Source organism: Amycolatopsis sp. NPDC039088, assembly GCF_055598845.1.
Genome location: NZ_JBVKAE010000010.1, coordinates 238,216 through 261,692, shown reverse-complemented (window position 1 = coordinate 261,692; position 23,477 = coordinate 238,216). Strand labels below are relative to the sequence as shown.

The following is a 23,477-nucleotide window of genomic DNA, read 5'->3' as shown; positions in this document are numbered from 1 at the left end:
GCCCGGTCCCATTCCGAACCCGGAAGCTAAGCCTGACAGCGCCGATGGTACTGCAACCGAAGGGTTGTGGGAGAGTAGGACACCGCCGGACTAACATTAGAAAACGGACAAGGGTCCAGGACCTGGTCGAGAACCACGAGTTCTCCCAGGACCTGGACCCTTTCCTCATACCCAGACCCCACCACACCCGTGATCAGCCGGAGAACACGCGTGATCAGCCGGAGAACACGATGATCTCCAGCCCATCACACGAGTTCTCCAGCTGATCACACGAGATACCCGGCTGAGCACGTGAGATACCGGGGTTGGTCAGGCGGTGGTGGGGCGCCGCAGGTGGTAGATGTCCATGATCCAGCCCTTCCGTGTCCGGGCCGCGGAGCGTGTGGAGCGGATTTCCGAAGCGAGAGCGGCGGTGAGCGGGCCGGACAGCAGGAGTTCGTCGGGTGTCCCGAGGTAGGCGCCCCAGTAGATCTCCAGTCCTTCGTCCACGAACCGCGAGAACGTGCACTGGGCGTCCAGCATCACGAAGACGTCGTCCACGTCCGCGGGCCAGCCGGCTTCGAGACGACGGCCGGTCGTGATCAGCACCGGTCGTCCGATCTGGTTCATCGTGGTCCGGTGCCGCGCCGTCAGCGCGGCCACGCTGCTGACCCCCGGGACGACCTCGTACTCGAACTCGACGTTCCCCCGCGCGAGCACCGCGTCCAGCAGCGTCAAGGTCGAGTCGTAGAGTGCCGGGTCGCCCCACACGAGGAACGCGCCCCGCTCGCCGGGGCCCAGCGTGCGGATCATCTCCTCGTAGACGTCGGTGCGCAGCCGGTGCCAGTCCGCGACGGCCTTCCGGTAGTCATCGGGAGTACGGTCGCGTTCGGGGTCCTGCGCCCGCACGACGCGGTAGCCGGGCCGCTCGACGAACCGGTCGAGGATCTCCTGGCGGAGGCCCACCAGGTCTTGCTTCTCCGAGCCCTTGTCGAGGACGAAGAAGACGTCGGTCTCGTTCAGCCGCTCGACGGCCTGGACGGTCAGGTGTGCCGGGTCGCCGGCGCCGATGCCGATCGCGGAGATCTTCCTCATCGCCGCAGTGTGCCCGCCCCCGTCCGGCACACCCCTACCCCCATGGGGTATAAATGAAGATGATCGCTTCGTTTGTCCTGTAGAGGAGTTCGTACCGATGGCCGAAACCACCTACACCGTCAAGGGCATGTCCTGCGGGCACTGTGCCGCCTCGGTCACCGAGGAGGTCAGCGGGATCGACGGCGTCAGCGCCGTGAACGTGGACGTGGCCGGCGGCAAGGTCACCGTCACCAGCGAGGCTCCGCTCGACGTCCAGGCCGTCGACGCCGCCGTGACCGAGGCCGGTTACCAGCTCGTCTCGTGAGTACCCCCGTCAAGGTGTCGGCGTTCGCCGCGGCTCTGGTCGCGGTGTTCGTCGTCGCCTGGGCGATCGGCTCCGCCGTGGGGCCGCTGGACGAGGCGCCGAGCCCGCCCCCGTCGACCAGTGAGCACGGCGGGCACCATCCGGGAGGCACGCCGTGACGACCCAGCGCGTCGAACTGGCCATCGGCGGGATGACCTGCGCGTCCTGTGCCGCCCGCGTCGAACGCAAGCTGAACAAGGTCGACGGCGTTTCCGCGACGGTCAACTACGCCACCGAGAAGGCGCAGGTCGATTTCCCGGCCGCGGTCTCGGTGGACGACCTCGTCGGTGTCGTCGAGTCCGCGGGTTATACGGCCGAGCCGCCCAAACCGGACGAGGACGCGGAGCAGGCTGACGGGCTTCGGACACGGCTCCTCGTCTCCGCGGCCCTCGCTGTCCCGGTGATCGTGCCGGCGATGGTCCCGGCCTGGCAGTTCACCTACTGGCAGTGGATCTCACTCGCCCTGGCCGCCCCTGTCGTCACCTGGGGCGCGTGGCCGTTCCATCGGCCGGCGTGGACGAACTTCCGCCACGGCGCCGCCACCATGGACACCCTGATCTCGCTCGGCGTCGCGGCCGCCACGCTCTGGTCGCTGTACGCGCTGCTGTTCGGCACCGCCGGGACACCCGGCATGCGGCACGGCTTCGAACTGACCATGGAACGCGGGTCCGGCGCGGGCAACCTCTACCTCGAGGTCGCCGCCGGAGTGACCACGTTCCTGCTGGCCGGGCGCTACTTCGAGGCTCGGTCGAAACGCCGCTCCGGTGCCGCTCTGCGCGCACTGCTCGAACTCGGAGCGAAGGACGTCGCCGTCCTCGAAGGCGGTGTCGAGCGTCGCGTGCCGATCGGCGAACTCAAGGTCGGGGACGAGTTCGTCGTGCGGCCGGGCGAGAAGATCGCCACCGACGGTGTCGTGATCGACGGCGGGTCGGCGGTCGACCTGAGCATGCTGACGGGTGAGGCCGTCCCGGTCGAGGTGACCGTCGGCGACGCCGTCGTCGGCGGGACGGTCGACGTGGGCGGCAGGCTCGTCGTCCGCGCCACCCGGATCGGTGCCGACACCCGGCTCGCGCAGCTGGCGCGGCTCGTGGAGAACGCGCAGAACGGCAAGGCGCAGGTCCAGCGGCTCGCGGATCGCGTGTCCGCCGTGTTCGTCCCGGTGGTGATCGCGCTCGCGGTCGGCACGCTCGGCTTCTGGCTCGGGGCGGGCAGCGGCGCGGACGCCGCCTTCACCGCCGCCGTCGCGGTCCTGATCATCGCCTGCCCGTGCGCGCTCGGCCTGGCCACGCCGACGGCGTTGCTGGTCGGCACAGGTCGCGGTGCGCAACTGGGCATCCTCATCAAGGGCCCGGAGGTGCTCGAATCCACTCGGAGGGTCGATACCGTCGTCCTGGACAAGACCGGCACGGTGACCGCCGGGAAGATGAGCCTCACCGACCTTTACGGAGCCCACGAGACCGACGTCCTCCGGCTCACCGCGGCGGTCGAGCACGCTTCCGAGCATCCGATCGCCCGCGCGATCGTCGCGGCCGCCGAAGAACGGCTCGGTGACCTGCCGCCGGTCGAAGACTTCCGCAACGTCGACGGCCTGGGTGTCGTCGGCGTGGTCGAGGGCAAGACCGTCCTGGCCGGTCGCACCGCACTTCTCGAACAACACGGCATCACCCTCGGCGAGGAGTTTTCCCTGGCCAAGGCGGCCGCCGAGGAACGCGGCGCGACCGCCGTCGTCGTCGCGTGGGACGGTGAGGCGCGGGGTGTGATAGTCGTGGCCGACACGGTCAAGCCGACGTCCGCGAAGGCCGTCGCGGAACTGCGGGCGCTCGGGCTCCGGCCGGTCCTGCTGACCGGGGACAACGCCGGTTCCGCGAACGCGGTCGCGGCCGAGGTGGGGATCGACGAGGTCATCGCCGAGGTGCTGCCCGCCGGCAAGGTCGACGTCGTCAAACGGCTGCAGGCCGAAGGCCGGGTGGTCGCCATGGTCGGCGACGGCGTGAACGACGCGGCCGCGCTCGCGCAGGCCGACCTCGGCCTGTCCATGGGGACCGGGACGGACGCCGCGATCGAGGCCGGGGATCTGACGCTCGTGCGGGGCGACCTGCGCGCCGCCGTCGACGCCATCCGGCTCGCGCGCCGCACCCTCGGCACGATCAAGGGCAACCTGTTCTGGGCGTTCGCCTACAACGTCGCCGCGTTGCCGCTGGCCGCGCTCGGCCTGCTCAACCCCATGATCGCCGGGGCCGCGATGGCGTTCTCCTCGGTCTTCGTGGTCACCAACAGCCTGCGGCTGCGGCGGTTCGCCCGCGGCTCGTGATCAGGAGCGGACGAGCCGCGCGATGGCGTCGGAGGCTTCCCGGACCTTGAGGTCGGCCTCTTCGCCGCCCGCGGCGGCGGCCTGGACCACACAGGTGGCGAGGTGTTCGTCCAGCAGTTCGAGGGAGAACGACTGCAGTGCCTTGGTGGCCGCGGACACCTGCGTCAGGATGTCGATGCAGTACTTGTCCTCTTCGACCATCCGCTGCAGACCGCGGATCTGCCCCTCGATCCGGCGCAGGCGCTTGAGATAGGCCTCTCGCTCGTTGCCGTAGCCCGTCATCCCGCACCCGTTCTCTCGTCGTTCCGCGACCATCGCCGATCATACCCTCCCCATGTATCCACCCCGGGACAGCGAAATTCGTGGATGCCAGGATGTCGAGGACGATCCGGCGGCTCCGACTCCTGCGTGAGTGGCCGGGCACCGGCCGGATGACCAGGAGGAACAGCGATGAAGTACATGATCATGATCACGATGAACCCCACCGCGTGGGACGCCCTTCCCGAGGAGGAGCGCGACGAGGTGGTCGCCCGCATCGACCCTTTCATGAAGAAGCTGACCGAGAGCGGCGAACTGCTCGGGACGCAGGCGCTGGCGGAGCCGAAGGAGAGCACGGTGGTCCGGGTGCGTGACGGCGTCCCCGTGGTCACCGACGGTCCGTACGCGGAGTCGAAGGAGTACCTCGCGGGCTTCTACCTGGTCGAATGCGAAAGCAAGGAGCGCGCGATCGAGATCGCCGGTCAGGTCCCGGACGCGCACGTTAACGCGATGGAGATCCGGCCGGTGGTCTTTTCTTCTGGCGACAACGCCTAGGTCGCCGCTGCTTCGGCGCCGGCGCGGGCCTCTGACCTGCTCCGGCGCTGAACGGGCACTTCCGGCTTCGGTTCGTCGGTGATCGTCAATACCGTGCCAGCCTCCGCGAGCAGTTCACGGCAGCCGGTCAGCTGTTTCAGCACGTCGTCGCGCAGGCGGAGGGCCACGTCGGCCTTCTGCCGCGCTTCGGCGACGAGGCGCTCGCCCTCTTCGGCGGCGTCGTCGAGGAGTTTTCGTGCCCGCGCTTGCGCGGCTTCGTCCTGCACGGCGAGCGCGCGCATGGCTTCGGCCCGGCGCAGCGTCATGGCGCGCTCGAAGTCTTCGGTGATCCTCTTCCGCTCCGCCTCGGCCTTGGCGGCTTCCTCGGTGGCGCGCGCCGTGATGTCTTCGGCCTCTTCGCGGGTGAGTTCGAGCATTCGGCGCGAGCGCTCCTGAAGCGCGTCCGGCGCGATCGGCACGCGGCTGATCCGGTCGACGGTCGCTTTCAGTTCACGGTTTTCCTCTTGCGCGGCGGTGAGCTTCGCGGCGAGCGCCTCCCCGCGGCGGATCGCTTCGTCGCGTTCGGCGGCCACTCGTCGTAGTTCGGTTTCCACCTCGCGAACGAATTCCCGGACCTGAGCGCGATTGAAACCACGCCAAGCCAGATCGAAGCCGGGCAGCTCCATTAGTCACCTCCACAGTGGGTGATCCGTCACCGGTGGGCGTTTCCCTTGGTGCACAGGGCCTTTGCCACACGGGGCTTTCTCTCCTCCAGTGTGCCTGATGCGATCACGACATGCGCCACGGGTGGGTGATCTCTGCGCCGAACGGTCCGCGCAAGCGGTGAGAAGGGTGATCCCCGAAGCGGTGGGAGAATGGTCGATCATCGCTTTCCCCACAGGAGGTGGCCGCGTGACGAGTAGCCGAATTCGGGTCCCTGGCTGGAATACGGCGACCGCGGCCGAAGGGTATCGGCAGGTCAGAGAGAACATCGCGATCTTGCTCACCGACAACGCCGGTGCGGGGGAGCGTCCCGTCCCCGCTTGTCCACAGTGGACTGTGCGCGACCTGCTGGCGCATCTGACGGAAATCTGCGACCGGGTGATCACCCGGTTCGGCGGTGAGCCGTGCCCGGTTCCGGAAACGAAGTCGGTCGCCGCGTTGCTGCGGCTCTGGATCGAACGCGGGCCCGAGGCAGACACCCTTCTCGCCGCGGACGGGGAAGGGAAGAGCCGCGGCGACATCATGGTGATGGACGCCTTCACCCACGAACTCGACCTCCGCTACGCGCTCGGCGCTCCGTCGCCCGAGGCGCACCCGGCCTGGCTCCGCTCCTTCGAAGTGCTCATCGGCGGGCTCGGCGCCTCGCTGACCAGGCATGGCCTGCCCGGCTTGCGGATCGAGACCGAGGGCGCGACCTGGATCGCCGGCACCGAACCGGTGGGTGCGGTGCTCTCGGCGCCGCCCGCGGATCTGTACCGGTCGCTCGCCGGACGCCGGAGCCCGGCCCAGATCGCCGCTCTGGCGTGGCTGGGCGATCCCGAGCCGTGGCTCCGGGCCTTCACCTGGGGGCCGTTCGCCCCGCCCGCCGAGGCGATCGAGCGCTGATCAGGCGGTCGGGGACATCGACGACAGCGCCGCGGCCAGTGCGAGCACCACGGCCACGATCAGCACCTCGGCCCCGACGCTGATCCGCAGCCGCCGCAGGTCGGCGGTCACGACGCCGGTGCCGCCGCGGCCGGCGATCCCGCGGCGCACCGCGGTGCGGCTCACGTTCGCGACCAGCAGCAACACGGCGAATCCGGTGAGCTTCAGCAGGAAGACGACGCCGTAGGAGGACGTCCAGAGTGCCTCGACCGACGGGACGAGCCGGAAGCCCAGGTACGCGCCACTGACCACCATGATCACGATCGACGCGGTCGCGATCGGGTGGAACCGAGCCAGCGCCGGCTCGGCCTCCCTCGCCGGATACCCGCCGCGCAGGAGCACGGCCAGCTGGATCAGCCCGCCGACCCAGACGGCCATCGCCCCGAAGTGCGCGAGGTCGGCGCTGACCGAGAGGAACATGATCTTGTCGGCCACCGCGTGGCCGGTCGCGGAGAAACTGAGCAGCACGAGGAACCCGGCCGCGATGCCGAGATTCTCGTAACGCGAGCGCAGCCGGTCCGGCAGATCGCTCGCCAGCAGCCGTCGCACGAGCACGGCGAGGGCGACGATCGCGGCCAGGCGCAGGAGCAGCAGTTTCCCGTACGCCACCCGCAGCGTGGCCTCGATCAGCGCCGGGTCGAAGACGGCGTCCACCCCACGCCCCGCGACGTACGGGCCTTGCAACAGGAACCCGGCGACGGCCGTGAGGGCCGAGAGTCCGACGCCGACGATGATCAGCCTCCGCGCCGCCGGGTCGGTCCGGCCGCCCGGACGGCAGACCAGCACGAACACCAGGCCGCCGAGCAGTGCGACCCCACCGAACGAGCCCCAGCGGAACGTGGTGAACAGCGCGTCGGTCACCGGATCGGTCCCGGTCGACGCGGAGACCGCGCCCGCCGAGGTGATCAGGGGACCGGTGCCGACGACGAACGCGATCGTGCCGCGCACCGGATGCGAGTCGATCGAGACGAAGGCGTACTCGACGAGGTAGCTGCCTTCGAGGAGATCGGGCTCCAGCTTGACGGCGACCTGTTCGGCGACGTCGCCCGGCTGGAACACCGGTCCGGTGACGACGTTCGTGCCGTGGGCGTCGACGACCTTGATCGAGTTCGGCTGGATGCCGATGTTCTCCGACAGCGTGAGGGAGACCTGCGCGGGCGCCGAGGTGAGGCGGGCGCCGTCGGCGGGGTCGGCGGAGAGGAGTTCGACGTGGGCCGAGGCCGGGGCCGCGGCGAGCACCGCGACCCCGAACCACGCCACCACGAGGGCGAGGAGTGCGAAGATCCTCCTGGTCACGACGCCGTGGTCGCCAGCTCACGCCGGCTTTCCGGCGAGCACGTGCAGCCGGTCAGCTCCCGTTCGATGGCGGAAGCCTTCCGGTGCACGATCATCGCGATGATCATCGGGATGGTGACGATCGTGTTGTAGAACAGGTGCAGTTCCACGCGCGGGATGAACAGCTGGATGATGCTGCTCGGTGCGGTGCCGCCGCCGAGCCGCCAGCCGGTCTGCGCCTGCACCAGCAGGAGCAGATGCTCGATGTGGTGCCAGAACTGCAGGCCGAGTGCCAGATTCCACCACTGCCGCGAACGGCCGGCGAAGCCCTTCCGCAGCGCGAACAGCGCGATCAGCATGACGATGGCGTAGCCGTAGTGCAGCCATTCGGAACTGATCAGCTTGGGGAACGGGATACCGAGCACGCCGCGGGCGTCCGGCGTCTTCCAGCCGAGGACGTAGATCTGGAACGCCTGCACGAGATGTTCCGCCCAGTGGGCCACGACGACCACCGCGAACGCGGTCAGCGCCGCGCGGTGGTATTTCCCGTTGAGCGACGCCAGCAGGCCTGGACGTGCGGAATCGAGTGCGGCCATGAAGGGCTCCTTGGGAGAAAAGACCGACCGGTGACGGGTACCGACGATATCTGCCGTACCGACGGTTTCCGTTACTCTGAATTGCGCAACGACCTGCGGATTAGGCCGTTCAGCGCACGACGATCCCGGTCGACACCTTCGGCGCGGCCGGGATGTGGAACAGTTCGGCGAACAACTCCAGGTACTCCGGGGCACCCTCGATCCGGACCTTGCCGGTCCGCAGGGCGTCGGCGGGGGACAGCTCGCCGCTCAGCAGATCCTTGATGAACGGCCCCAGCGGTTCGATCGTCGCGTCGGCGCCCGGATGCGCGCCGTCCGCGACCTTGAGCGCGCCGTCCTCGATGATCGCGTGCAGGACCATCCCGCCCGGGTAGTGCAGTTCGTAGGTGGCGTGGATGCCCTTGGCCTTCTCACTCTGGAAGGTCGTGTACAGCGAGAGGATCGCCGCGTCCAGAGTGAAGACGTCCTCGGGGGCGGGCTGCCCGAGCGATCGTGCGCCCCAGAGGCCGAGGTCCAGCACGATCTGGTCGAGTTCGCCGCCGTACTCGGTGAGTTCGTAGACCACCGCGGCGTCGAGCTGGGGAAGCAGACGGCGGCGGAGCACCCCGGACTGCTCGAGTTCGTTGAGCCGGGCGGACAGGGTGCTCGCCGGGATCTTGGGCAGGCCCGCCTGCAGTTCGGTGAACCGCTTCGGGCCGAGGACGAGGTCACGGACGATCAGCAGCGACCAGCGTTCGCCGATGATCTCCAGCGCGCGGGCGAGACCGCAGAACTGTCCATAGGTACGACCGCTCATCCGCCGATCCTCACTTTCGTTCCGTTTCGGGAGTGGGTTTCCGCCGTTCACGCGGGTTCACCCTCGGAAAGCAGGCCGTGATGCAGGACCTGCAGTTCGTCGCAGGGTTCGACGCCGAGTTCATTGTTGAGCCTCGCCCGCACCTGGCGGTAGGTCGCGAGGGCGTCGGATCGCCGTCCGCTGCGTCCGAGCACGCGGATCAGCTGCCCGTGCAGGGCTTCGTCGAGCGGGTTCGCGCTCACCAGCGAGCGTAGTTCGCCGATCAGCTCGTGCCGCATCCCGGCCGCGATATCCGCCTCGATGCGGAGGTGCAGGGTGCTGCGCCGCTGTTCGACGAGGTCGACCGCGTACCCCGACAGGACCGGTCCACAGTGGACGTTCGCAAGCGGAGGTCCGGACCACAGGTCGAGTGCCGACCGGAAGGCCTTCGCCGCTTCGACGTGCTCGCCGCGCAGCTGCAGCTCACGGCCAGCCTTCTGCAGTGCCTGGAACTCGAAGACGTCCACCTGCTCCGGGGCGATCCGGAACACATAACCCGGCGGTTTCGTCGCCAGCATGGCCTCGCCGTACGGGGCGAGGTCGTTCTCGTCGATGCAGCGGCGCAGCTGGTAGATGTAGGTGTGCATGGTGGTGCGGACGCTGCGCGGCGGGTCGTTGGCCCACAGTTCCTGCACGATCGTGTCGATGTGCACGATCTTCCCCGGGCTCATCACTAGCATGGCGAGCACCTGCAGCAGCTTCGGCGTCGTCGGCGCGTAGTCGATCCCGTCCCGCACCAGTTCGAGCGGACCGAGCAGGCTGAAGCGGACGGGGCTCGCGGACAGGTCCGGAGTCGGGCTGGTTGCCGAGCCGTGGGGCGTGTCCGATACTTCTGATCCGGCGTACATCGCAAGCGCCCTCCAGCTCGATACGCGTCGTGTCCCGTTTTCCAGTACGTCGACAGTGACAGAGCGGCGGGCCACCGGGCCAGTGAGCCGTCCACCAGGTCTCGCGTGCGTGTGTCCTGAGAAATCATGGGTTTTTCACATCGGAGGCGTGAATCGAGCACTGGCCGGTACCCGGCCCCGCCCAGCAGGATTCGGGTATCGGACAGACCCTGGGGGTTCTCATGCGCGAGGCATCTTCCACACCGGGCTCGATCAGCGGCGGTCTGGGGTTCAAACGTCACCTGCGTGCGGAGATCAGTGAGGGCAACGGTGCCTATCTGTTCTCGGAACAGGGTGTCATCGCGATGCGCGGCGCGCAGGTCGCCTCGGTGGCGGCGCTGCTCGACGGCACCCGTGACCTCGACGGACTCCTGTCCGCCTGCCCGGAGGGGATGAACGCCGAACAGGTCACCGGCGTACTGGCCCGGCTGGTCGAGGCGGGCCTGGTCACCGTCCACGTCCCGGACGAAGTCAGCGGTGACGAGCGCGCGCTCGCGTACTGGGACGCGTGCGGTCTCGACGCGTCCGCGGTGACCGGGCGGCAGAAGCCGGCGACGGCGAGCCTGACCACGATCGGCCGCGGCGTCGACACCTCGCAGGTGGAGAGCGCGCTCGAGGCGAGCGGGATCGAGGTGGTCCCGATGGCCTCCGAACTGGCCATCGTGCTGTGCGACGACTACCTCGACCCGCGGCTGGCCGAGATCGACGCGGAGCACCGGCGCACCGGAAGGCCGTGGCTGCTGGCCAGGCCGTCGGGTTCGCAGGTGTGGATCGGCCCGATCATGCAGCCCGGCCGCTCGGGTTGCTGGCACTGCCTGACCAACCGGCTGTGGGGGCACCGGCACGCGGAGGCCTGTGTGCAGGAGGTCCTCGGGCACGACGGCCCGGCGTCGTTCCCGATGCCCGCCGTGCCGCCGCTGACCGCGGCCGCGTCGCATCTGATCTCCCTCGAAGCGTCCAAATGGCTTGCCGGACACCGCTATCCGGGTCAGCAGGCGGTGTGGATCCTGGACACCCTCGATCTGCAGGGGCGGCTGCACGAACTGCGGCGGCGTCCGCAGTGCCCGGAATGCGGTGACGAAGGGATCGTCGCGGCGCGGACGGCCGAACCGATCGTCCTGCGGGAGGCCAAGAAGGCGACCTCGGGCGGCGGCGGGCACCGCACGCTCACCCCGGTCGAGGTGCTCGACCGTTACGGCCACGTGGTCAGCCCGGTCACCGGCATCATCAAGGAGATCGCCCGCGACCCGAGGGCGCCGGCGTTCGTGAACGCCTACCGGTCCGGGCTCAACGTCGCCCGCCGCGTGCGTGGTGAGGCGGGGCTGCAGGCCGGGCTGCGCGGGGACAACGGCGGCAAGGGCGCGAGCCCCCTCGACGCCGAGGTCGGCGCGCTGTGCGAAGCGATCGAACGGTTCTCGGCGAACTACCAGGGCGACGAGCTGCGGATCCGCGACACCTTCCGCGCGCTCGGCGAGGACGCCGTCCACCCGAACTCGTGCATGCTCTTCGATGAGCGTCAGTACGACACCCGCGACGACTGGAACACCAAGCACGCGATCTTCCAGCACGTACCCGAACGGTTCGACGACGAGTCCGCCGTCGACTGGACGCCGACGTGGTCGCTGTCCCAGCAGCGCCGGAAGCTGATGCCGACGGCGTACCTCTACTACGGTGTGCCGCCGGAATGCGGGATCGGCGGGATGCGCGCCGACTCCAACGGCTGCGCGGCGGGCAGCAGCATCGAGGACGCGATCCTGCAGGGACTGCTCGAACTCGTCGAACGCGACGCGGTCGCGATGTGGTGGTACAACAGGCTTCCCGTGCCCGGCGTCGACATCACCTCGTTCGACGACCCGTGGGCGGAGGAGATGGTCGGCCAGTACGCGCGATCGGGCCGGGAACTGTGGGTCCTCGATCTGACCGCGGATCTCGGTGTGCCGGTGATGGTCGCGCTGTCCAGGAGTATCGCCGGGCCGCGCGAGAACGTCATGATGGGTTTCGGCGCCCACCTGGACCCCAGGACCGCGCTGCGGAGGGCGGTCAGCGAGCTCAACCAGATGATCCCGGTGGTGCTCGCGAACGACGTCGAACTCGACGATCCCGACGCGGCGAGGTGGCTCCGGCACGCTACGGTCGCGAACCAGCCGTATCTGCTGCCGGCGCCCGGCCGGTCGGCGAAACGGGCCGCGGACTTCAAGTTCGTCCGGCGCCCTGACGTGCGGGACGACGTGGAATCGCTGGTACGCAAACTCGCCGCGCTGGGGATGGAGACGCTGGTGCTCGATCAGACCAGGCCCGACATCGACCTTCCCGTGGTCCGGGTCGTCGTTCCGGGGTTGCGGCCCTTCTGGAGCCGCTTCGCGCCCGGGCGGCTTTTCGACGTGCCGGTGCAGCTGGGCAGGATCGCCGAACCGACCCCGTACGACAGATTGAATCCCTTCCCCATGTTCTTGTAATCCGGCTGGAGCAACAGTTGAGGACAGATCCCCCCGGCGGTGTGGCCGAAACGATCCCTTTGTGGTCGCTCACTGACGACAGCCTTGTCGAGATCGGTGAGGACGGCTCGCTGGTGGTCGTCACCCGGTGGGGGGAGTTCGATTTCGACCACCCCGGACCACTGGTCCGGGAATCGTTGCGGCGGATGGCCTTGGGGCCGATCTCGCTGGCGAACGTGACGTCCTCCTGGGAGCCGGTCGAGCGGGAGCCCGACCTCGAAGGCGAGCTGAGCTGGACGGCCGAGGGCGCCGACGCGCTGCGGCAGGTACTCAAGGAACTCGGCGGTTCCGTGGTGCACTCGCTGGGGCTCGCCGATGGCCGGGGCCCGCTGCTGTCGGTGATCCCGGTCGCGCTGGCGCCGGTGTTCGGCACGGAGGAGATCCCGCCCTCGCGCCCGATCCGGTTGTCCCGCTTCTGTTCCCTGCGCTCCGACGCCTCCGGGATGGGGCTGGAGTCGCCGTCCGCGCGCTACCGCGTCGTGCTGTACCAGCCGTGGGCGGTGCACATCGCGGCGACGCTGGCGACGGCGAAGTCGGTGGGGGAGATCGTGTCCATGACGGGAATCGAAGCCGGTGTGGTCGGTGCGATCGTGTCCTATCTGGTCGCCGCGGGCGTGGTCCAGCTCGCCGGGGAGCACGGCCGGTTCGCCGAGGACGACGATCCCGAACTGAGCCTGTGGTCCCCGGACGAGCTGTCGTTCCACACCACGAGCCGGACCTGGAGACCAGGGGGCCCGGCCGGTCTGCCGGGGCTCGGGAATCCGCCGGTGGTCAAGGCCACCACGGGCGAGGGGCCGGTCTATGCCCTCTACCGGCCGGATCTGGCCGCCCGCGCGGAGACCGATCCGACACTGACCACGCTGCTGGAGCACGATCACACCTGCCCCGAGTTCACCGAGAGCGTGCTGTCGGCCGAGCAGATCGGCGAATTCCTGTTCCGTGGCGCGCGGATCAGGTCGATCGGGCCCGCACATTTCCCCAACGGACACGGCGTCGCCGTACCTGTCCACGATGCCTCACAACGGCCGTACTTCAGCGTGGCCTGTCTGTACGAGCTCGAGTTGTATGTTTCGGTGAACCGTTGCTCGGGGCTGGATCGCGGGATCTATCACTACGATCCGCTCGACCACCGGCTCGCCCTGGTCAACGACGACGAGGCCGACCTCGACGCGATGCTCGACATGGCGATGATCGCCGGTGGCAACCATCGGCGGCCTTCCGCCCTGATCTCGGTGACCGCGCGCATGCCCCGGATGGCGTCGGTGCTCGGCGGTGGCGCGTACGCCACGACCCTGGCGCATGTCGGCGCGCTGCAACAGACGCTCTACCTCGTCGCCCGCGCCATGGGGCTGGCCGCGCACGCCGTCCCGGTCGACGCCGGTGACCGCGTCGACCGCGCCCTCAAACTCGACTGGCCCGCCGAGGTGGGCGTCGGGGAGTGCGTACTCGACTTCCCCGCCTGACCGCGCGGGTGAGGCGTCGGTCGTGAGGGGCGTTTCGTGTTCTATTGCTCCGGCGGACGACACGCGTACCTGGATGGACGACACGCGGATGCGACCGCGGGAACGAGCCGCCTGCCGATCGCGCAGGCGAGGATAATGCCTGGGTAGACCACACCTCGATCGCGTGTCGAGTGCTCCGAAACCTCTGACGCGTTTGCTGGAGAGCAGAGGAAAAGCGACAGCGAATCCGAGGTTGGTCTTGATGCAGCTACGAACAGTCGCCACGGCGGCGAACGAGAAAGGCGTCATCGAACCCGGTCGGCTCCCCGAGCCGGCGTCACCCCTGCAACCCGCGGTGCTGCAGGCCATCTCGTCGATGCACGCGAGGTACTTCGACCCGATCACACTGGGCGACCTGGCATCGGAAGTCTTCGTCAGCCCGTTCCACTTCTCGCGGATCTTCACCAAGGCGACCGGCGTGACCCCCGGCCGGTATCTCACCGCGATCCGGCTCTTCGAAGCGAAACGACTGCTGCTGACGACATCGCTGACGGTGTCGGACATCGTGTGCAGTGTCGGCTACAGCAGTGTCGGTACGTTCACCAGCCGCTTCACCCGTGCGGTCGGGATGACCCCGACCCAGTACCGCGATCCCGAGGTCGGCGAACTGCTCGTGGCACTGGCGCCGCATTTCCAGCGGCTGCCGTCGCTGGAAGCGTTGCACAGCGCCGGAATGGGCTATGCCTCGATGCGCGCCGGCACCGGCACGATCAGCGTGCGGGTCGAGACCCCGCGCGGGGCAGGCCCGGCGTGTGTCCTCATCGGACTGTTCGCCGAGTCGATCCCGCAGTGCGGGCCGGTCGCGTTCGGCGGCAGGGCGAACGTCCTTTCGGCGGACATCGAGATCCAGAACGTTCCCGAGGGCCGGTGGACCGTCATCGCGGTCGCCGAGCACGCGGCGGGCACCGCGGCGTCGTCGTTCTCGGTGGGCACGCTGCCCGGCCGCGTCGACATCACCCGCTACGGCCGGGTCCACCTGCGGATGCCGATGCGGGCCCCGCAGCCGACCGACGCGCCGATGGCGATCACCCTCGCCGGTGGCCCGGCCTCCACCGGCAATCGCATGACCATGCCGGCCACGGACTACCTCCGCGCGGTGGCCTGAGGCCTATTCCGCGGTTCTCCCGGTCACGCAAACCGGGAGAACCGCGGGCGCAACCGTGGAGTAGCTGGGGCGCCGCCGCGCATGTGAGCCTTTAACCAGACCGCAGAATTCGAATCCACCCGTTAGGGGGAGAGTGCGTTGGGCAATGGTTGGCGCACGTTAAGACGTCGCATGATCACACCGGACGTCTCCGAGACGTCGCTGGAAAAGCGGGGTTTCCACAAGAAGAGCCCAGCCGCTCAAGAACTGCTGGAGACCGTCGGGGAGAAATTCCTCCTCGGCTACGCGCACGCGGTGGAAGCGCGTTCCGTCGAACAGGCCGAAGAATGGCTTGAGCGTATTCCGGTCAAATACCGAGGCTTCGCTTACGAGGGCGCGGGAATGGGCTACGGAATGCTCGACGGCCTGCCGGGAGGCGGCCGCGGGCATATCGCGGACTTCCTCGACGGCCCCGGCGAGAAGCACGACTACATCATCTACGTCGGTGTCGGCTGGGCGATGGCGCGGCTCCCGCGCTTCCGCTGGCCGTCGGCCGAGGACTTCGATCCGTTGCTGCGCTGGCTGGTGCTCGACGGGTACGGCTTCCACCAGGCCTACTTCAAGACCGCGAAATACATCGACGGTCAATTCCAGGACCCCAACTTCGACTGGCCCGCCGGCAACAACGGCTATTCGCTGCGGGCGATCGACCAGGGCATCGGCCGGGCGCTGTGGTTCGTCCGCGGCACCGACGTCGATCTGGTCGCCGACACGATCGCGCGGTTCCCCAAGCAGCGCCAAGGAGATCTCTACGCCGGAGTCGGGCTCGCCTCGACGTACGCGTGCGGTGTCACCGGCGACGAACTGCTGAAGCTGGCCGAATTCGCCGGTGAGTATCGCGGAAACCTGGCCCAGGGCAGCGCTTTCGCCGCCGAGGCTCGCATCCGCGCCGGACTGCTGATCCCCGAGACCGAGGTCGCCACCCAGGCGATCTGCGGGCTGCCGGCCGAGCGCGCCGCGGCCATCACCCAGGAAGTCCGCCCCGCTGTGGTCGTCGACGGTGAACTCCCGCATTTCGAAACCTGGCGACAGCGCATCGCCGAAGCGATTCTCTCTGGAGGTGCAGGGAAATGACCGCGACCTTGGGCTGGCTCCGCAAGCAGCTTGCGGGCATCGTGGCGCTGTTGCTGATGGCGGGACTGTTCGTGGTGGCACAGCTGCCCACGGTCTCGACCGCCGAGGCGGACACCATGGCCTCGAAGTACGCGTTCGAACCCCTGACGATCGCTCTGCCGGAGGCGGCGAAGAGCCAGTCGATCCGGACGGTGAACAAGGAATACGAGCACATCCGCGCCTGGATCTCCTCGGTCGGCGCCGCGGTCGCGGTCAACGACCTCGACGGCGACAAGCTCGCCAACGACCTGTGCTTCGTGGACCCGCGCAGCGACCAGGTGGTCGTCACCCCGACGCCGGGCAAGGGCGGCGACCGTTACGCGCCGTTCGCGCTCGACGCCGCGCCGCTGCCCATGGGCAAGTACATCGCGCCCATGGGCTGCGTGCCGGGCGACTTCAACGAGGACGGCCGGGTCGACCTGCTGGCCTACTACTGGGGCCGCACGCCGATCGTGTTCCTCGCGAACCCCTCCGCGACCACCCTCGCGGTGAAGTCCTACGTGCCGGTGGAACTGGTGCCGGGCAACAACGTCAAGAACGGCGAGTACGCCGGTCCACTGTGGAACACCAACGCCGCGACCGTGGGTGACTTCGACGGCGACGGCCACCAGGACATCTTCATCGGCAACTACTTCCCCGACAGCGCGGTGCTGGACGACCGGGTCGACGGCGGGGTCGAGATGAACAAGTCGATGTCGCACGCCGACAACGCGGGTGGCAAGTACATCTTCCGCTTCACCGGCGCCACCACTCAGGGCGGCAAGCCCGCGGTCACCTTCGAATGCGACGATCAGGCCATCCCGGCCGACGCCCGCGGCGGCTGGTCGCTGGCGGCCAGCGCCACCGACGTCGACGGCGACAACCTGCCGGAGCTCTACATCGGCAACGACTTCGGTCACGACCGCCTGCTGTACAACAAGTCCACGGCGGGCAAGACCTCCTTCGCCGAGGTGAAGGGGATCCGCGGGCCCACCGAGCCGAAGTCCAAAGTGGTCGGTAACGACTCGTTCAAGGGGATGGGCGTCGACTTCGCCGATCTGAACCACGACGGCCTCTACGACATGTACGTCAGCAACATCACGACGTCGTGGGGTATCGAGGAAAGCCACTTCCAGTTCATGAACACCGCCAAGGACACCGCGGATCTGCGTGGCCGTCTGCAGGGCGGCGAGGCACCGTGGGTGGACCGCAGCGCACAGGCGGGCACCGCGTGGTCCGGCTGGGGCTGGGACGTCAAGATCGCCGACTACAACAACAGCGGTGAATCGGTCATCACCCAGGCGACCGGTTTCGTCAAGGGCGACGTCAACCGCTGGCCGCAGCTGCAGGAGCTGGCGACGTCCAACGACGAACTGCTGAAGCACCCGTACTTCTGGCCGAACATGGTCGCCGGTGACGACGTCGGCGGCGATCACACCCTGCACTTCTGGGCCAAGAGCGCCGACGGCCGCTACACCGACCTGGCCCCGCGCCTCGGTCTCGCCGTGCCGGTGCCCACCCGCGGTATCGCCACCGGTGACGCCGACGGTGACGGCAAGCTCGACTTCGCCGTGGCCCGCCAGTGGGAGCAGCCGATCTTCTACCACAACGTCAGCCCCGACTCCGGTTCGTACCTGAACCTGAAGCTGCTGCAGGACAAGCAGCCGGCGGACGGCGCGCTGAAGGCGGCAGGCACCGCGGCGATCGGCGCCCAGGTCACCGTCATCACCCCCGACGGCAAGAAGTACATGGACCGCGTCGACGGCGGCAGCGGCCACTCCGGCAAGCGCAGCCACGAGATCCAGATCGGACTCGGCAAGGTCACCGGACCGGTGAAGGTCTGCCTGCAGTGGCGCGACCTGACCGGGCAGATCCGAACGCAGGAGATCCAGCTGGCCCCGGGCAGCCACACGCTCCAGCTCGGCACCCAGGCGAAGGAGAAGTAACCGTCATGGCAGAGCAGACACTCGCCGCACCGAAGAGCAACAAGACGATCACGGCCCTTCGCCGGTTCGCGATCTCGATCTCGATCTTCAACATCATCGGCTACACCGTGCTCGGTTTCGAGCAGCCCTGGACCTACCCGTTCATCGCGCTGGCGACCGCGTACACCACGGAAATCCTGCTGGAGATCATCGGCGCCCGTGCACAGGGCCGCGCGGTCCGCTTCCGGGGCAACGGGTTCAAGGGCCTGGTGGAGTTCCTCTTCCCGGCCCACATCACCGGTCTCGCGCTCAACATGCTGACCTACGTCAACGACCAGGTGCTGGTGATGATGTTCGGCGTGGTGGTCGCCGTCGGCGCCAAGTGGGTGCTGCAGGCACCGGTGCGAGGCAGGCTCCGGCACTACATGAACCCGTCGAACTTCGGCATCACGATCATCCTGCTGGTGTTCCCCTGGGCGAGCATCGCGCCGCCGTACCACTTCACCGAGAAGGTCGACTCGTGGGTCGGCTGGCTGATCGTCGGCATCATCATCGTGTCGGGCACCGTGCTCAACGCGATGCTGACCCAGCGGATGTGGCTGATCGGCGCGTGGCTCATCACCTTCGCGCTCCAGGCGATCGTCCGTGGTCTGGTGTTCGACACCGCGATCCCCGGCGCGCTCGGGATGATGACCGGGGTGGCGTTCGTGCTCTACACGAACTACATGGTCACCGACCCGGGGACGACGCCGTCGAAGCCCGCGTCGCAGGTCCTGTTCGGTTCGGGGGTGGCGCTGGCCTACGGGTTCTTCATGGTGGTCCACGTCGCCTACGGCCTGTTCCTGGCCACCGCGTTGGTCTGCCTGATCCGCGGAGCCTTCTTGTGGGGCCTGCACTTCTCCAAGAAGGCCACCGAGAAGTGGGAGGCCGAGCAGGCGAAGTCGGCCGAAGTCACGACCCTGCCCAAGCCGGCCGAGAAGCCGGAAACGGAAACCGGGGCCGTGGCGGCATGACCCGGCAGGTGAGTACGCCGAGGGCGGCGCCGCCGGGGCCGCCGCGCCGAGCGACCTTCGGGCTGCTGAAGAAGCTGTTCACCGACCGGCTGGCGCTTATGTCGGATTCGGCGGAGGCGCATGGGGATGTCGTCCGGATCGCGATCGGTCCCAAGACGATGTACCTGGTGAACCACCCCGAGCTGGCGAAACACGTGCTCGCCGACAACGCGGCCAACTACCACAAGGGAATCGGCCTCCAGGAGGCGAGGCGGGCGCTCGGCGACGGGCTGCTCACCAGCGACGGCGATACCTGGAAGAAGCAGCGCCGCACGATCCAGCCGGTGTTCCAGCCGAAACGGATAGCGCGGCAGGCCTCCGTCGTCGCGAACGAGGTCGAAGGGCTCGTGAAACGACTGCGGGACACGAAGGGCCCGGTCGAGATCCTGCACGAGATGACCGGGCTGACCCTCGGTGTGCTCGGCAAGACGTTGCTCGACGCGGATCTCGGCGGGTTCACCTCGCTGGGGCACTCCTTCGAGGCCGTGCAGGATCAGGCGATGTTCGAAGCGGTGACGCTGAGCATGGTCCCGCAGTGGGCTCCGCTGAAGAAACAACTGCGGTTCCGGGAGTCGCGCGACGACCTGCGCCGGATCGCCGAGGAACTCGTCGAGCAGCGGTTCGCGAATCCCGTCGAGAACGGTGAGGACGTCTTGTCCCGCCTCATCGACTCGGCGGGGACGCGCGAGCAGATGCGGGACGAGCTGATCACCCTGCTGCTGGCCGGGCACGAGACGACGGCGAGCACGCTGGGCTGGGCGTTCCACCTGCTCGACGAACATCCCGAAGTCGCGGAGAAACTCCGCGCCGAGGCGGACGCGGTCCTCGGTGACCAGCTGCCGACCCACGACGATCTGCACCGGTTGCCGTACACGGCGCGCGTCGTCGAAGAGGTCATGCGGCTGTACCCGCCGGTGTGGCTGCTGCCGAGGGTGGCGCAGGCCGACGACGAGATCGGCGGCTACCACATCCCGGCCGGATCCGACGTCGTCGTCGTGCCCTACACGCTGCACCGGCATCCGGACTTCTGGCCGGAGCCGGAGAAGTTCGATCCGGACCGGTTCGATCCGGACCGGCCGAGCGGGCGGCCCCGGTACGCCTACATCCCGTTCGGCGCCGGGCCGCGGTTCTGCATCGGCAACAGCCTCGGCGTGATGGAGGCCGTTTTCGTGCTGACGATGGTCCTGCGCGACCTCGAGCTCAGGAAACTCCCGGGCTACGACGTGGTTCCCGAGGCGATGCTGTCGCTCCGGGTGCGCGGCGGGCTGCCGATGACCGTGCACACCAGGAACAGGAGGTAGGTTCCGTGGAACCGGACGAACAGGCCAAGGTGTCCACTTTGGAGGCCTACGCGGACACGATCTTGCCGGGGGAGAAGCGGTTTCCCGGCGACCACGCGATCGCCGGCGCCGCGCCGGGGCCGGGCGCGGTCGTGGCGGGGGCGCTCGAACTGCTGCACACCGAGGCGACCGGGGTGACCGTCGGATTGCCGTATCTCGCGCAGTCCCTCAACGAGCACGCGAAGGTCTACGCCAAGGAACACGACCTCACGCTCGCCGAGGAGCTGCCCCCGTTCGTCGCACTGTCCTTCGCGGACCGGACGGCGCTCGTGCGGTCGCTGACCGCGCCGGGGCATCCGGAGAAGGACGGCTGGGTCAGCCTCGCCTTGTTCTGCAACATGTCCTTCGACAGCGCGGCGCACAAGCACACCGCCGAGGCCATCGCCGAGGGCCACCCCGGTCTGCTGGCGATGGGGTACACCGCGCCGGACGCGGACGGCCTGTGGCGGTTCCCGAAGTTCTCGTATCGCCGCGAACTGGCGAAACTCCACCCTGACACCACGCCATCCGGGAGCCCCGCATGACTGCCTGCGACAAGACCGACGTCGTCATCGTCGGCAGCGGGTTCGGCGGTTCGATCCCCGCCTACCACCTGGCCGCGGGCGGGGCGAAGGTCACCGTGCTGGAACGCGGACCCTGGCTGGAGACCAAGGACTTCGAGCACGACTACCTGCTCGGCTCGTCCTACACCCGGGCGTTCGACTTCGTCGTCGGCGACGGGATGAGCGTGCTGGGCGGGAACTGTGTCGGTGGCGGCAGCGTCGTGTACTTCGCCGCGATGCCGCGGGCGCCGAAGTTCGTCTTCGAACGGCACGGCGGCATCGGCCGCCGCATGTGGCCGTCGGCGATCACGCGGGACTCGCTGGAGCCTTGGTACGATCGGGTTTCGGACTCGCTGCCGGTGTCCAAACAGGACTGGAACGACGTCTCGTACGCCGGTGGCCTGTGGGCGGCGTTCTGTAACCATTCCGGGCGTACCGCGAATCCCGCGCCGGTCGCGGTGGACAACGACCGCTGCGTCAACTGCAACTTCATGATGGCGGGCTGCCGCTTCGACGCGAAGCGCTCATTGCTGACCAACTACCTTCCCGCCGCGCTCGCGCACGGCGCGCAGATCCGGCCGCTGCACGAGGTCCAGCGGATCGAGCGGATCGACGACGGCGACTACCGCGTGCATTTCAACATCGTCGACGACGAGGACTACCGCGTGCACTCCGGCGGCGGGACGATCGACGCGAAGATCGTCATCATCGCCGCCGGCGCCGGTGCGACGCCGGTGATCCTGCAGCGTTCGGAGTCCGCGCTGGGTACCATGCCGCACGCGGTCGGCCGGTACTTCTCGGGCAACGGTGAGCGGCTCAACACCGCGATCATCGACGAGGAGCGGGTCCGCGAGGTGCTCGGACTGTCCCGTGAGGACGGCAAGGTCTACGAGGCCAACCACATCGGCAAGGGCCCGACCGTGGCGAACTGGGACAAACTCGACGGTTCGCTGCCGGAGTACGAGCGGTATTCGCTGGAGCAGCTGTACTTCCCGCCGGGGCTGGGCACGATCCTCGCGCAGGTGCCCGACGGTGACGAGCCACGCTGGTTCGGGGCGCAGAAGAAGGAGATCCTCAAGAAGTGGGCCTCCTGGCTCACCATCTTCCTGATGACCGAGGACGACAACGAGGGTGTCTTCGGCGCTCCGCCGCCCACCGGCAACGCCTACCGCATCTCGCAGCAGATGCTGGGCCGAGGGCCGCTGAAGTACGACCCGACGCCGAACACCCTGCACGGCTGGTCGCTGGCCGACGCGGAGTGCAAGGAGATCCTGGAGAAGGACGGCCTGGCGAAGGTCTCGCCGTGGACGAACGATGTCGTCGGCGCGTACACCGTGCACCCGCTGGCGTCGTGCCGGATCGGTGACGACCCGGAGACCTCGGCGCTGCACCCGAACCACGAACTCCGGAACCATCCCGGGATCTTCGTGACCGACAGCGCCTCCGTCCCCGGCGCGCTGACGGTGAACCCGGCGATGACGATCGCGGCGCTGGCCGAACGTTCGGTGCCGGGAATCGTGCGGGCGCTGCAGGCGCGCGGGGTCGACGTCTCCTACGGCGCTCCGGCGCCGGACGGTTCGATCACCGGGCGGCGGGCGGTCAGCAAGCTGTCGCTGGTAGCCGGAAGCTGATCATGGCGCCCAAACCGGTGAAACTGGCTTTGCGGCGGGCATTGCGCGAGGTCCGGTACGTCCGGCCGGTCTCCTACGGCCGGGCGACCGGACTCATCCGTGATGTCTATCGTCAGATCGAACGGGACTTCGGCATGCTGGCCCCGCCGGTGGCGCTGCAATCGCCGTCACCACCGGTTCTCGCGGCGAGCTGGCTGATGCTGCGGGAATCGCTGGTGGCGGCGGGAGCGACGAGCCGGGCGGACCGGGAGGTCGTCGCCACCCTGGTGTCACAGGCGAATTCGTGCCCCTTTTGCGTCGAGGTGCACGGCATGGCGCTGGGTTCGCTCGGGCGTTCCTCGGTGGCTTCGGCGATCGAGGCCGGCCGTCCCGTGGCCGATCCACGCTCCTCGGCGACGTTGTCGGAGGCGGGCCGGTCGGAACTGGCCGCGGTCGCCTTCGCGTTCCACTACCTGAACCGGGTGGTGAGCGTGTTCCTCGGGCCGTCGCCGTTGCCTTCGTCCGTGCCGGATTCCGCACGGGCGAGGGCGAAGGCGGTTCTCGGCCGGTTCCTGAAACCGGTCGAAGACGCTCCGCCCGGTGACTCGCTGGAGTTCTTGCGCCCCGGTTCCCGGGATTTCGGCTGGGCTACGGGGAATCCTGTCGTCGAGGATGCCTTCTCCCGTGCTGAAGCCGCGTTTGCGGCGCTGTCGATCTCTCCTGTCGTGCGGGATGTCGTGTCGCGCGAACTGTCCACTTGGGACGGCTCGCCACCTGGATTGAGCCGGTCCTGGGTGGACGTCGTCGACGATCCGGCCGCTCGTTTGGCTTTGGTGGTCGCGAAAGCGCCATACCAGGTCGACGACGCCCTGGTCGCCGCGGCGGGCTTGGGTGACCGAGAGCTGATCGAGCTGGTGGGGTGGGCGAGTTTCGTTGCCGCGCAACGCTGTGTCACCACGTCAGCGCATTTAGAGGACTAAATGCGGATTTCGCGGTCCGCCTTCAACAACATGAG

Annotated in this window: 22 protein-coding genes and 1 rRNA gene; 16 read left to right on the top strand and 7 right to left on the bottom strand. The window is 68.5% G+C overall.

Annotated features, from left to right (window positions below; translation table 11 throughout):
• Positions 1-91, top strand: a 5S ribosomal RNA gene (gene rrf / locus ACZ7KI_RS16005); the annotation flags it as partial.
• Positions 92-309: 218 nt separating this feature from the next.
• Here rrf and cobF read toward each other — a convergent pair.
• A complete protein-coding gene (gene cobF, locus ACZ7KI_RS16000; RefSeq protein ID WP_470273863.1) occupies positions 310-1,074 on the bottom strand; it encodes a precorrin-6A synthase (deacetylating) in 765 nt (254 codons plus the stop codon).
• Positions 1,075-1,171: 97 nt separating this feature from the next.
• Here cobF and ACZ7KI_RS15995 point away from each other — a divergent pair, with 97 nt between their 5' ends.
• Genes ACZ7KI_RS15995 through ACZ7KI_RS15985 form a run of 3 tightly spaced genes read left to right on the top strand, consistent with a single transcriptional unit; the run spans position 1,172 to position 3,728 of the window.
• Positions 1,172-1,378 (top strand): heavy-metal-associated domain-containing protein, encoded by a 207-nt coding sequence (locus tag ACZ7KI_RS15995; RefSeq protein ID WP_465507477.1) that lies wholly within the window; start codon positions 1,172-1,174, stop codon positions 1,376-1,378.
• The gene (locus tag ACZ7KI_RS15990; protein WP_470273862.1) at positions 1,375-1,536 is read left to right on the top strand and encodes a hypothetical protein; all 162 of its coding nucleotides are present in this window, start codon (positions 1,375-1,377) and stop codon (positions 1,534-1,536) included. Before ACZ7KI_RS15995 ends, ACZ7KI_RS15990 begins: the two co-directional genes overlap by 4 nt.
• Before the next feature lie 32 nt (positions 1,537-1,568).
• Positions 1,569-3,728, top strand: coding sequence for a heavy metal translocating P-type ATPase (locus ACZ7KI_RS15985; protein ID WP_470273876.1), 2,160 nt, complete (start codon positions 1,569-1,571; stop codon positions 3,726-3,728).
• Here ACZ7KI_RS15985 and ACZ7KI_RS15980 read toward each other — a convergent pair whose 3' ends face one another.
• Positions 3,729-4,010 (bottom strand): metal-sensitive transcriptional regulator, encoded by a 282-nt coding sequence (locus ACZ7KI_RS15980; RefSeq protein ID WP_037355320.1) that lies wholly within the window; start codon positions 4,008-4,010, stop codon positions 3,729-3,731. It lies immediately after the preceding gene.
• 168 nt (positions 4,011-4,178) lie between these two features.
• Between ACZ7KI_RS15980 and ACZ7KI_RS15975 the strand changes: the two genes are divergently transcribed.
• Entirely contained in the window at positions 4,179-4,541 is a 363-nt protein-coding gene (locus ACZ7KI_RS15975; RefSeq protein ID WP_470273861.1) for a YciI family protein, read from the top strand.
• Here the strand turns inward: ACZ7KI_RS15975 and ACZ7KI_RS15970 are convergent.
• The gene (locus ACZ7KI_RS15970; protein ID WP_470273860.1) at positions 4,538-5,206 is read right to left on the bottom strand and encodes a M protein; all 669 of its coding nucleotides are present in this window, start codon (positions 5,204-5,206) and stop codon (positions 4,538-4,540) included. The two genes, ACZ7KI_RS15975 and ACZ7KI_RS15970, sit on opposite strands and share 4 nt — an antisense overlap.
• 313 nt (positions 5,207-5,519) lie before the next feature.
• Between ACZ7KI_RS15970 and ACZ7KI_RS15965 the strand changes: the two genes are divergently transcribed.
• Complete coding sequence (locus ACZ7KI_RS15965) at positions 5,520-6,128, top strand: maleylpyruvate isomerase mycothiol-dependent enzyme family protein (protein WP_470273875.1); 609 nt, start codon at positions 5,520-5,522, stop codon at positions 6,126-6,128.
• On the opposite strand, the gene ACZ7KI_RS15960 is transcribed toward ACZ7KI_RS15965, so the two are convergent.
• The 4 genes from ACZ7KI_RS15960 to ACZ7KI_RS15945 all read right to left on the bottom strand — a co-directional run bounded on the left by ACZ7KI_RS15960 (position 6,129) and on the right by ACZ7KI_RS15945 (position 9,721).
• On the bottom strand, positions 6,129-7,463 hold the full coding sequence (locus ACZ7KI_RS15960) for a copper resistance CopC/CopD family protein (RefSeq protein ID WP_470273859.1): 1,335 nt from the start codon (positions 7,461-7,463) through the stop codon (positions 6,129-6,131). It lies immediately after the preceding gene.
• Entirely contained in the window at positions 7,460-8,038 is a 579-nt protein-coding gene (locus ACZ7KI_RS15955) for a hypothetical protein (RefSeq protein ID WP_470273858.1), read from the bottom strand. Before ACZ7KI_RS15955 ends, ACZ7KI_RS15960 begins: the two co-directional genes overlap by 4 nt.
• A 109-nt stretch (positions 8,039-8,147) precedes the next feature.
• Positions 8,148-8,834 (bottom strand): winged helix-turn-helix transcriptional regulator, encoded by a 687-nt coding sequence (locus ACZ7KI_RS15950; protein WP_470273857.1) that lies wholly within the window; start codon positions 8,832-8,834, stop codon positions 8,148-8,150.
• A gap of 47 nt (positions 8,835-8,881) precedes the next feature.
• On the bottom strand, positions 8,882-9,721 hold the full coding sequence (locus ACZ7KI_RS15945) for an AfsR/SARP family transcriptional regulator (protein ID WP_470273856.1): 840 nt from the start codon (positions 9,719-9,721) through the stop codon (positions 8,882-8,884).
• A gap of 221 nt (positions 9,722-9,942) precedes the next feature.
• On the opposite strand from ACZ7KI_RS15945, the gene ACZ7KI_RS15940 reads away from it, so the two are divergent.
• From ACZ7KI_RS15940 to ACZ7KI_RS15895, 10 genes are all read left to right on the top strand, one after another.
• The gene (locus ACZ7KI_RS15940) at positions 9,943-12,216 is read left to right on the top strand and encodes a TOMM precursor leader peptide-binding protein (protein ID WP_470273855.1); all 2,274 of its coding nucleotides are present in this window, start codon (positions 9,943-9,945) and stop codon (positions 12,214-12,216) included.
• Between the two features lie 41 nt (positions 12,217-12,257).
• Positions 12,258-13,718 (top strand): SagB/ThcOx family dehydrogenase, encoded by a 1,461-nt coding sequence (locus ACZ7KI_RS15935; RefSeq protein WP_470273874.1) that lies wholly within the window; start codon positions 12,258-12,260, stop codon positions 13,716-13,718.
• Between the two features lie 241 nt (positions 13,719-13,959).
• Positions 13,960-14,862: a helix-turn-helix transcriptional regulator gene (locus ACZ7KI_RS15930; RefSeq protein WP_470273854.1), complete on the top strand. Its 903-nt coding sequence runs from the start codon at positions 13,960-13,962 to the stop codon at positions 14,860-14,862.
• A gap of 138 nt (positions 14,863-15,000) precedes the next feature.
• Positions 15,001-15,975: a DUF1702 family protein gene (locus ACZ7KI_RS15925; protein WP_470273853.1), complete on the top strand. Its 975-nt coding sequence runs from the start codon at positions 15,001-15,003 to the stop codon at positions 15,973-15,975.
• Complete coding sequence (locus ACZ7KI_RS15920) at positions 15,972-17,939, top strand: CRTAC1 family protein (RefSeq protein ID WP_470273852.1); 1,968 nt, start codon at positions 15,972-15,974, stop codon at positions 17,937-17,939. Before ACZ7KI_RS15925 ends, ACZ7KI_RS15920 begins: the two co-directional genes overlap by 4 nt.
• A gap of 5 nt (positions 17,940-17,944) precedes the next feature.
• Positions 17,945-18,931 carry an enediyne biosynthesis protein gene (locus ACZ7KI_RS15915; protein ID WP_470273851.1) on the top strand — a complete coding sequence of 329 codons (987 nt, stop codon included), beginning with the start codon at positions 17,945-17,947 and terminating at the stop codon, positions 18,929-18,931.
• Entirely contained in the window at positions 18,928-20,271 is a 1,344-nt protein-coding gene (locus ACZ7KI_RS15910) for a cytochrome P450 (protein WP_470273850.1), read from the top strand. The genes ACZ7KI_RS15915 and ACZ7KI_RS15910 overlap by 4 nt, the downstream gene beginning before the upstream one ends.
• A 5-nt stretch (positions 20,272-20,276) precedes the next feature.
• Positions 20,277-20,834 (top strand): DUF5987 family protein, encoded by a 558-nt coding sequence (locus ACZ7KI_RS15905; RefSeq protein ID WP_470273849.1) that lies wholly within the window; start codon positions 20,277-20,279, stop codon positions 20,832-20,834.
• On the top strand, positions 20,831-22,483 hold the full coding sequence (locus tag ACZ7KI_RS15900) for a GMC family oxidoreductase N-terminal domain-containing protein (protein WP_470273848.1): 1,653 nt from the start codon (positions 20,831-20,833) through the stop codon (positions 22,481-22,483). The genes ACZ7KI_RS15905 and ACZ7KI_RS15900 overlap by 4 nt, the downstream gene beginning before the upstream one ends.
• Before the next feature lie 2 nt (positions 22,484-22,485).
• A complete protein-coding gene (locus ACZ7KI_RS15895) occupies positions 22,486-23,442 on the top strand; it encodes a carboxymuconolactone decarboxylase family protein (protein ID WP_470273847.1) in 957 nt (318 codons plus the stop codon).
• The last annotated feature ends 35 nt before the right edge of the window (positions 23,443-23,477 follow it).